Origin of the sequence: Actinophytocola sp., from assembly GCF_036002505.1 — a bacterium.
GTDB lineage: Bacteria > Actinomycetota > Actinomycetes > Mycobacteriales > Pseudonocardiaceae > DASYTH01.
Window position 1 is genome coordinate 1 of sequence record NZ_DASYTH010000032.1, and the last position, 8,930, is coordinate 8,930.

At 69.5% G+C, this 8,930-nt stretch carries 9 protein-coding genes; 6 read left to right on the plus strand and 3 right to left on the minus strand.

Annotation, left to right across the window (positions count from 1 at the left end; all coding sequences use genetic code 11):
• The 5 genes from VGR06_RS01800 to VGR06_RS01820 all read left to right on the plus strand — a co-directional run.
• On the plus strand, nucleotides 1-211 hold a 211-nt coding region (locus VGR06_RS01800; RefSeq protein WP_414637126.1), incomplete at its 5' end, for a hypothetical protein.
• Entirely contained in the window at nucleotides 208-1,701 is a 1,494-nt protein-coding gene (locus VGR06_RS01805) for an alpha/beta hydrolase (protein ID WP_327557147.1), read from the plus strand. The genes VGR06_RS01800 and VGR06_RS01805, both read left to right, overlap by 4 nt.
• The gene (locus VGR06_RS01810) at nucleotides 1,698-3,281 is read left to right on the plus strand and encodes an MFS transporter (protein ID WP_327557148.1); all 1,584 of its coding nucleotides are present in this window, start codon (nucleotides 1,698-1,700) and stop codon (nucleotides 3,279-3,281) included. Before VGR06_RS01805 ends, VGR06_RS01810 begins: the two co-directional genes overlap by 4 nt.
• Before the next feature lie 520 nt (nucleotides 3,282-3,801).
• Nucleotides 3,802-4,710 carry a helix-turn-helix transcriptional regulator gene (locus tag VGR06_RS01815; protein WP_327557149.1) on the plus strand — a complete coding sequence of 303 codons (909 nt, stop codon included), beginning with the start codon at nucleotides 3,802-3,804 and terminating at the stop codon, nucleotides 4,708-4,710.
• A complete protein-coding gene (locus VGR06_RS01820; protein ID WP_327557150.1) occupies nucleotides 4,661-4,891 on the plus strand; it encodes a DUF397 domain-containing protein in 231 nt (76 codons plus the stop codon). The genes VGR06_RS01815 and VGR06_RS01820 overlap by 50 nt, the downstream gene beginning before the upstream one ends.
• Before the next feature lie 269 nt (nucleotides 4,892-5,160).
• Here VGR06_RS01820 and VGR06_RS01825 read toward each other — a convergent pair whose 3' ends face one another.
• Entirely contained in the window at nucleotides 5,161-5,904 is a 744-nt protein-coding gene (locus VGR06_RS01825; RefSeq protein WP_327557151.1) for a dienelactone hydrolase family protein, read from the minus strand.
• A 43-nt stretch (nucleotides 5,905-5,947) separates the two neighbouring features.
• Between VGR06_RS01825 and VGR06_RS01830 the strand changes: the two genes are divergently transcribed.
• The gene (locus tag VGR06_RS01830; protein ID WP_327557152.1) at nucleotides 5,948-6,493 is read left to right on the plus strand and encodes a PKD domain-containing protein; all 546 of its coding nucleotides are present in this window, start codon (nucleotides 5,948-5,950) and stop codon (nucleotides 6,491-6,493) included.
• Between the two features lie 18 nt (nucleotides 6,494-6,511).
• Here VGR06_RS01830 and VGR06_RS01835 read toward each other — a convergent pair whose 3' ends face one another.
• Both VGR06_RS01835 and VGR06_RS01840 read right to left on the minus strand, forming a co-directional pair.
• On the minus strand, nucleotides 6,512-7,462 hold the full coding sequence (locus VGR06_RS01835; protein ID WP_327557153.1) for a hypothetical protein: 951 nt from the start codon (nucleotides 7,460-7,462) through the stop codon (nucleotides 6,512-6,514).
• An 11-nt stretch (nucleotides 7,463-7,473) separates the two neighbouring features.
• On the minus strand, nucleotides 7,474-8,930 hold a 1,457-nt coding region (locus VGR06_RS01840; RefSeq protein WP_327557154.1), incomplete at its 5' end, for a PQQ-dependent sugar dehydrogenase.

The window sequence follows — 8,930 nt, forward strand, 5'->3', positions numbered from 1 at the left end:
TGTCGAGATGCGCGTCGTGCTGGCGGAAGTGTTGCGGCGCAAGGAGTTCGAGACCACCACGGCCGAACCGGAACACGGCCGGGTCCGGCATGTCACGCTGGTGCCGGCCAAGGGCGCACTCTGCACGGTGCGCCGCGTCCGCTCGACCGACCCGCCGGCGCCGGCCGATCCGGTCCGCGCCGACACCTCGGGCCACGGTGACCGCCGATGATCCAGACCCGTCCGCTCGCCGGCGCCGCCATCGCGCTGGCATTGCTCACCGGCGGCGTCGCCGCCGCGGAACCCGTTGCCCAGCCGGCGATCCATTGGGCGCCCTGCCCGGGCCCCGCGCAGCCGGGTGCCGAGTGCGCCACCGTCGGCGTGCCACTCGACCCCACCAGGCCCGGCGCCGGCACGATCTCGCTGGCGCTGGCCCGGCTGCCCGCGCTCGACCCGGCCAGCCGGATCGGCGCGCTGCTGCTCAATCCCGGCGGCCCCGGCGGATCGGGCGTCGGCGCGGTCGCCTATGACCCCGCCCTGTCCCAGGCGCCGGAGTTCGCGACGGTGCGGCAACGGTTCGACATCGTCGGGTTCGACCCGCGCGGAGTAGGCGCCAGCACGCCGATCGCCTGCCGCTCGGCGCTGCACGACCCGGCGGTGCGCCCGTTTCCGCGCACCCCGGCGGAATTCGCCGCGCTCGTCCGGTTCAACCGCCAGGCGGGTGACGGCTGCCGGGCGGCGACCGGACCGCTGATCGACCACGTCGACACGCTCAGCGTTGTCGCGGACGTCGAGGCGATCCGCCGGGCGCTGCGCGCGGAGCGGATCTCCTGGCTCGGCCTGTCCTACGGCACCGAGATCGGCGAGCTGTACGCCGAGCGGCATCCGAGCCGGGTCCGGGCCATGGTGCTCGACGGCGTGGTGGACCACAGCCTGCCCGCCCGGGCCGCCGCGCTCGACGAAGCGCGCGCCACCGAGACCGCGCTTGTCCGGTTCGGACAGTGGTGCGCCGGGAGTGACCAGTGCCCACTGCACGGGCAGGACGTGCTCGGTGTGTACGACCGGGTGATCGGCGCCGCCGCGCGGGGCGAACTGCCGGCGGTGTCGCTTGGCCGCGCGGTCACCGCGGAGGAGGTGACCGAGGGCGCGTACGGGTTGCTGCAGCTGCGCGTGACCTGGCCGCAGCTCGCCGCCGCCCTCGGCGCCGCGGCGGATTCGGCGGGACCGGCCGATGCCTCGGGCCTCATGCTGGCCGTGAACTCGCTGAGCTCCACCTATCCGGCCTACCGGACCGTCGGCTGCCACGACTTCGCCCCGGCCACCCGAGGATTCCCGGACCTGGCCGCACAGGCCGCGTTGCTGCGCGTCGCCGCGCCGCATTCCTGGCGGTACTCCGAGTTCTGGGACTGGACGAGTGGCTGCGTCGGCTGGCCGGTGCCCGCGGCCAACCCGCCGCGGCCGCTGCGGGTCCTGGGCGCACCAGCGATTCTGCTGGTGAACACCAGGTTCGACCCGGCGACACCGTACCGGTGGGCACAGCGGGTCCAGCGGGACATCGCCGGCAGCCGTCTGCTCACTGTGGACGGTGACGGCCACACCGGCATCCTGCATTCCTCCTGCGCGCGCACCCGGATGGCGGCCTACCTCGTCGACGGCACACTGCCCCCGCCGGGCACGGTATGCCCGGCCACCGAAACCACGCCCGCCACAAGCTCGCGATGAGTGGGACATCCGGCCCGGACGCGGTCGTGGCCGGGCGCAGGGAATGGCTCGCCCTCGCCGTGATCGTGCTGGCGTGCCTGCTGGTCGCCATGGACATCAGCGTGCTGTTCTACGCCGGGCCGTTCCTGACCGTCGACCTGAGACCGTCCGGCACCCAGCTGTTGTGGATCATGGACAGCTACGGCTTCCTGCTGGCCGGGCTGCTGATCACGATGGGCTCCTTGGGAGATCGCGTCGGCCGGCGGCTGGTGTTGCTGATCGGCGCCGCCGGGTTCGGCCTGGCCTCGCTGCTCGCGGCGTACTCGACCAGCCCGGCGGAGTTGATCGCCGCCCGGGCCCTGCTCGGCGTGGCGGGGGCCGCCGTGACCCCGTCGACCCTCGCCCTGATCCGGAACATCTTCGCCGACCCGGCACAGCGGCGGGTCGCGATCGGGGTGTGGACAGCCGGGTTCGCCGCCGGCGCGCTGGTCGGACCGGTGGTCGCGGGGACCCTGCTCGAGCATTTCTGGTGGGGCTCGGTCTTCCTGATCAACGTGCCGGTCATGGCGCTGCTGGTCGCGCTCGGACCGGTGCTCCTGCCGGAAGTTCGCGGGCCCGGGGCCGGCCGGTTCGACCCCCTGGGCGCGCTGCTGTCGCTGGCAGCGGTGCTTCTGGTGGTCTACGGCGGCAAGAAGCTCGGCGAACTGGCGATCACCCCGCCCAGCATCGAGGCGATCGTCCTCGGAGCGGTGCTCGGCTACCTGTTCGTACGCAGGGCGCGCCGCCGGACCGACCCGTTGATCGACCTGAAACTGTTCCGTAGCAAGCAGTTCACGGTCGCGGTATCGGTCAACACCGTGCTGCAGTTCGCCATGCTGGGCCTGTTGCTGATCACCTCGCAGTACTTCCTGGTGATCCTGCGCATCCCGCCGTTCGAAGCGGCGCTGTGGCGGTTGCCCGCGGTGACCGCCCTGTTCGTCGGTCTGTTCCTCGGCGGCATCCTGATCCGCACGCGTCCGCTCGGCACGGTCATCGGACTCGGTCTGTCCATCGCCGCGGCCGGCTTCCTGACCATGCTCTTCGTCAACCAGCACAACGGCTTACCGCTCATCGTGACCGGCAGCTGCATGACAACCACCGGCGTCGGCATGGTCGTGCTGCTCGCCACCGACGCCATGCTCGCCACCGCACCCGCCCACTCCGCCGGCGCGGCGGCCGGGCTGTCCGAAACCAGCAACGAGTTCGGTGGCGCCCTAGGCATCGCGGTGCTCGGCAGCATCACCGCCGCGGTCTACCGCGCCCAACTCACCAACGACCTACCCCCAGGCCTATCCGCACAACAACGGGAATCGCTCCTAGCCACCGTCGCCAGCGCCACCGACACCGCCCGAACCCTGCCCACCCCACCGGCCAACGACCTGACCGACGCGATCACCACCGCCTTCACCACCGGAGTCCACTGGTCATCCTTGGTCAGCGCCGCGCTCCTCGCCCTCCTGGCCATCTTCTCCACCACCCTGCTCCGTACCAAGCCACCCCAACCCCAACCACCCCAGCCACTGAACCGCCCCGGGTCTGATGGAGGCTCACTCGTCGAGTGAGGATGTGGATCATGGCCCGGAGGATGCGGTACTTGCGGGAGTTCCGTGAGAACGCAGAATTGCGTCGGGCTAACGAGATTTTGAAGGCGGCGTCGGTTTCTTCGCGAGGAAGCTCGACCCTCGACTGCCACGCTCGTAGCGTTCACGGCTGTTTCAAGATCACCTGAGTGGTTGCTGTTTGCTGATGGGACTGTGGTGACGCCAGGTACTCCAGTGGCTGGCGAAGTCGTGCGATGAAGGACGCTTTTCTCACGCTGGGCGTGAGAAAGGACGCCTTCCTCGCATCCACTCCACAATGGACACTGAGGTGCCGCACGGCTCAGCACCACCGGCACGCCACCGGCCTCGGGTAGCACCGCCTGAGGCGCCACCCAAACGATCTTGAAACGGCCCTGACAGCGCCGCCGGCCCCCAGAGTCGGCCGCGGAATAATTGGCCCCTTGTCCCACCCATGGTGAACGGGTGAATGTTTCGGCGTGTCGCTGCGGACGGGACAGGGGCCGATCTAGCGTATTTCTCCATGAGCAACCCACGGCCAACGGTCCGCGCCCGGGAATTGGGTCTGGCCCTGCGCAGGGCGGCGGAAGCGGCTGGCATGACCAATCGGGAACTGGCACGCCGACTCGGCTGGTCGGATTCCAGAGTAAGCAGAATCTACACCGGCACCCGCGGCATCAGCGTCCCCGACCTGGCGGCGGTCCTGGCGGTGTGCGGGATCAGGGGACCCGCCAAGCAGAACCTGATCCAGCTCACCGCCCACGCCCACGAACCCGGCTGGTGGCAGGACTACGACGACCGCCTCCCGGCCGAACTGACAACCTTGATCGACTACGAGAACTCAGCAATCGGCATCACCAGCCTGGAGACCGCCATCGTTCCCGGATTGCTCCAGATCCCTGAGTATGCCCTCGCACTCATGCGCGGGTCCGCGACCATTCCAAAGGAGGAGTTTGACAAACGGATCGCAGCACGGATGCGCCGCACCGAGGTCTTCGCACAAGCGCACCCACCGCAATGCCGGTTCTTCCTCGACGAGTACGTTCTGAGCCGCACCGGTCCTGGTCGAGACATCATGAGCAAGCAGATACATCACCTGCTACGCATGTCGGTTAGGCCCTACATCGAGATTCGGGTAATTCCCGACAACATCGGATTCCATGCGACGTACCACGCGTTCCATCTCATGGAGTTCACTGAATTGCATCCGGTCGTGCACATCGAAAGCGAGACCTCAGTGCTGTTCCTCGAGCGCAGGCAGACCACGACTGCCTACCGCCGGATGGCTGATGAGCTCGCGCGCGTTGCCTTGACAGAGGGACAATCCAGGGACTGGATTGCCAGCCTGGCAGTTGAGCTGGGCGAGCCTCGGAGGGAGCACGATGAGTCCGAACCCCACGGAGCTGGTGTGGCGGACGAGTTCTCTCAGTGATCACATCGAGTGCGTGGAGCTGGCGTGGCGGACGAGTTCGCGCAGCCACCCGAATAACTGCGTTGAGTTGGCCTGGCCCGGCGACGCCATCCTTGTTCGGGACTCGAAGAACCCCACTGGGCCCATGTTGATGTTCGAGCACAGCCGGTTTGGCCGGCTTCTGGCAAGCTTTGGGCGGTGAGCAGGACCGCGTTGATCACCGGTGGGACCGGTGGCTTGGGATCGGCCGTCACCTCGGCCTTCGTCGAGGCGGGGTGGCGGGTCGTGGTGCCGTGGATCGTCGAGGCCGAACTGAAGCGGGTGGCCGAGCACCCGCTCGTCAACAGTTGCACTCACACAAGGTTGTCGTCGCAGTCGTGCCGGATAGCTACGCAGCAGCGGAACACAGCTACCTGAGCGCGTAACACGGCTACGTGAACGCGGGACACGCCCGAGATGCCTGCACCTGTCTCAGGTGAGGCGTTCGGTGAAGTCGAGGATGCGTTGCCAGGAGTCTTGGCAGGCGGCTTTGTGGTCGGCGAAGGAGCGGTCGAAGAAGCTGTGGGGGGCGCCTTCGTAGGTGTGGGACTCGACGTCGACGCCGGTGGCGCGGACCTTGGTGGCGAACTCGTCGAACTCTTCGGGGGTGGTGGAGTCGATGCCGGCGAGGAGCATGAGGAGGGGTGCCGTCATCGACGGGATCCAGGGGGCGACGCGCTCGAGGGGTTTGCCGCCGTAGAAGCCGATGCAGCCGGCGAGACCGTGGCCGTGGCCGGACTGGCGCCAGGAGTTGGCGCCGCCGAAGCAGAAGCCGACGGTGAAGATCGCGGACGGGGCGTTGTCGAGGGCGCGGAGGTGGGCGATGCCGGCGGCGGCGTCCTGGGCGATCTGCTCGGGGGTGGTCTTCTGGACGTGCGGCATGAACTCGAAGGACGCCTCGTCGCGGGCGTCGGTGTCGGCCGTCCGTCCAAAGTAGTCGATCGCGACCGCGTCGAAGCCGGCGTCGGCGAACTGCGCGACGAGGTCGCGGTAGAACGCGTGCAGGCCGCGGACGTCCGGCAGGATCACGATGCCGCGGCCGTTGGGGGCGGCCGGGCGCGCCTCGTGGGCCAGGAAAACGGTGCCGTCGGCGGCGGTCAGGCGCAGCTCGGCCTGGCTTTCCACGCCGAGCGAGACCGGGGGTGCGGGCGGGCGGGAATCATCGCTGTGGCACACGGGGAATTACCCTAGCGTGATTCTGGTACGTTGCGCTGCTGTGATGCCGACTGATGAGGGTCCCCGAATCCGCCAGGGGCATTACGCCATCCTCGGTATCGCGGGCGTCGTGATCGCCACGGTGTTCGCGGTGGTCGCGTCGCTGGCCACCCGGTCGGCCAGCGAGGTGCAGCCGGTGCCGGACCTGCCCGGGCCGGTGATCGGGAGCAGCAGCAGCGCCGGGTCGCCGACGACGACCACTACGACCGCCGTGCCGACGACGACCACTCCGCCGGTCACCACGACGCCGCCGCCCCCGCCGCAGACCACCACGACACCGAAACCACAGCCGAAGGCGCCGAATGCGAGCTTCACCGCCACCTGCACCGGGCTGTCCTGCTCGTTCGACGGGGCCGGCTCCAAAGACCCGGACGGCACGATCGTGTTCTGGTCGTGGACCTTCGGCGACGGCCGCGCCAGCAGCGGCGCGCGCCAGACGGCGGTGCCGCACACCTACCGGGCGCCCGGCACGTACACGGTGACCCTGCTGGTCATGGACAACGCCGGCAAGGTCGGCCGGGCGGGCGCGAACGTCACCGTGTCCGGCTGACGCCCGCGCCCCTCCCGGTCAGCGCCGGCCGTGGGACGCGATCACGTACTGCCCGAAGACCTCCCACGGGCGCACCGCCCGGTCGAGGAACATCAGGCTGTCGAACCGGCAGTTGCAGGGGTTTCGCTCGCGAGTGTTCTGCGGGAAGCTGCCCGCGATCTTGATGCCGCGCGGGTCGGTCGGCGAGCTGAGGTGCGGGCTCGGCGTGCTCTGGAGCTGCCACGGATCCCCGGCCACCACGGAGAAGCCGTCGACCGGGCGGCCGTTGCGGTAGAGCGCCATCTCGCCGGTGTCGAAGTTGAACGTCGCGGCCAGGAACACCCATTCGTCCTGCGGCAGGATCGTGTGCCAGTCCTCGCTGGCGGCGAAGGTCTGCGAGCTGCCGCCGTCGGTCCGGCGGCCGAGGGCGACCACCCGCAGCACGCCGTTCACCTCGATCAGCTCGAGGAGGGCACGGACGTTGTGACCGTCGGAGTCCCCGCTGAGGATGCCGGCGAGGCCGACGGCGCCGTAGAAGCCCGTCGCCGAACTGCGGCCGGGGTTCTCGCCGGTCACCTTGACCCAACCCATGATCGTGATCTCGCGCACCGCGTTGAACGCGCGCAGGCTGGGCACGCTGGTTTCCGAGTACAGGCCGGCCTTCCAGTCGTCGGTGCTGGTGACGCCGGGGCTGACCTGCTTGGCCTGCATGGAGTTCCGGCTGGCCGGGTGCGCGCCGTCCGGCACCCGCATCGCGGCGCCGCCGTTGATCAGGTTGATGTCGGTGCCCGATCGGCCCTGATCCCTTTCCACGGCGGGGTTTCCGGCGGCCGGGTGCTCGAAGTCGTAGAACGACACCAGGTTCCGGGTCAGCGTCGGGAACACGTCGGTGCGGTGCCGCGAGTCGAGGTCGGGCGCCGCGCCGGCCGGGCTCGCCAGCACGGACGCCAGGCCAAGGGCGGCAACGAGAACCGCGGTCAGTCGTCGCATGTTTCCTCCCTTCACGGGTTGACGCAACGCACGCCGGTGATCTTCCAGATCTTCCCGTTCGCTTTGGACAGCAGGTAAAGCTCGCCGCTGCCGTCCCGGCCGAACCGGAGGTCCACCCGCGCGCTGCCGGCCAGATCGGCCATGGTGACCAGGTTCCCGCCGGCGTCCACGACCCGCAGCTCGTGCACCGGCGCGCGCTCCCGGCCGCGCCGCATCTCGTTGGCGTTGCTGTAGAAGATCTCGCCGGTCACCAGGTCGGCGAACAGGTACTTGCCGTACAGCGGAAGCACGCGGAAGCCGCGGTAGACGAAGCCGCCGGACATGGCGTGGCCGGAGTCCGCGGTGCACGGCAGGCCGGGCGGCGGGTCGTGGTCGAACGCGGCGACCGGGTAGTTGTAGCCGAACTGCGCGTCGTCGTCGGGCAGCGTGTAAAGGTGGCAGCGGTCCGCCTTGTTGAACACGAAGTTGCCTTCGCGGTCGGGCCAGCCCAGGTTGTCGCCGGCCCGCACGTCGTAGACCGCCTCGATGGCGTGCTCACCGATGTGGCCGAGGAACAACCGGTTGCCGGCGCGCGGGTCCCAGCTGAACCGGTGCGGGTCGCGCATGCCGTAGGCGTAGATCTCACCGATCGCGCCGGCCGTGCCGACGAACGGGTTGTTCGCCGGGATGCCGTAGCGGCCGTTGGCACTGTTCGTACCCAGCGGGTCGATACGTAGGATCTTTCCCTGCGGGATGGCCAGGTTCTGCGGATCGTTGTTGCCGTTGCCCGCGCCCTGGCCGCCGTCGCCGGCCGCGATGTAGAGCAACCCGTAGTCCGGGTCGTGCGGCCGCGCGGTCGGGTTGAAGTCGATCTGCTGGATGGCGTGGATCTGGCCGGCGAAGCCGAGCCGGAGCACCTCGCGGCGGGTGCCGCTGAACGTCGCCGCGCGCGGGTCGGTGGCCGTCCACTCGTCGATCACCGCGTGGAAGCGGGTGTTCGGCTGCGCGGTGAGGTCGGGTGTCTTCGTGGTGAGCGCGGCGTCCCATTCCGAGTGGACGGTGTAGAACTTGCCGTTGCGGGCGAACTCGGGGTGGAACGCGACGAAGCCGAACCCGGTGCCGAGGCCGCGGCCGGAGACGAAGTCGGGCGCGAACGTGGCGGCCACGTCGAGGTACTCGTGTGGCGTGCCGGCGCGGTCGACCAGATAGAGCTTGCCGTTGAGGTCGGGGACGTAGAGCCGGCCGGAGCGGTCCGGCAGCTCGCCGATGTAGTTGATCCGGGCCCAGCGCATGAGCCTGGGGTCGGTGGGCGCCGGGGTCGGGGCCGACTGCGGGAACTGGGCGAACTCCTGCAGGGTCAGCGCCAGGTTGGACACGATCGGCTGCTCGGGAATCGGGTCGGTGACCGGGACCGACTCCGCGGACGCGGGTGGCGCGGTGAACGCCACCATCGCTCCCGCCGCAAGGACTGCCAGTAAATACCGCCTGT

Excerpts from the sequence above, each read along its gene's own strand:
- VGR06_RS01805 (WP_327557147.1), top strand. The coding sequence starts at position 208 with ATGATCCAGACCCGTCCGCTCGCCGGCGCCGCCATCGCGCTGGCATTG.
- VGR06_RS01810 (WP_327557148.1), top strand. The coding sequence starts at position 1,698 with ATGAGTGGGACATCCGGCCCGGACGCGGTCGTGGCCGGGCGCAGGGAA.
- VGR06_RS01815 (WP_327557149.1), top strand. The coding sequence starts at position 3,802 with ATGAGCAACCCACGGCCAACGGTCCGCGCCCGGGAATTGGGTCTGGCC.
- VGR06_RS01820 (WP_327557150.1), top strand. The coding sequence starts at position 4,661 with ATGAGTCCGAACCCCACGGAGCTGGTGTGGCGGACGAGTTCTCTCAGT.
- VGR06_RS01830 (WP_327557152.1), top strand. The coding sequence starts at position 5,948 with ATGCCGACTGATGAGGGTCCCCGAATCCGCCAGGGGCATTACGCCATC.
- VGR06_RS01835 (WP_327557153.1), bottom strand. The coding sequence starts at position 7,462 with ATGCGACGACTGACCGCGGTTCTCGTTGCCGCCCTTGGCCTGGCGTCC.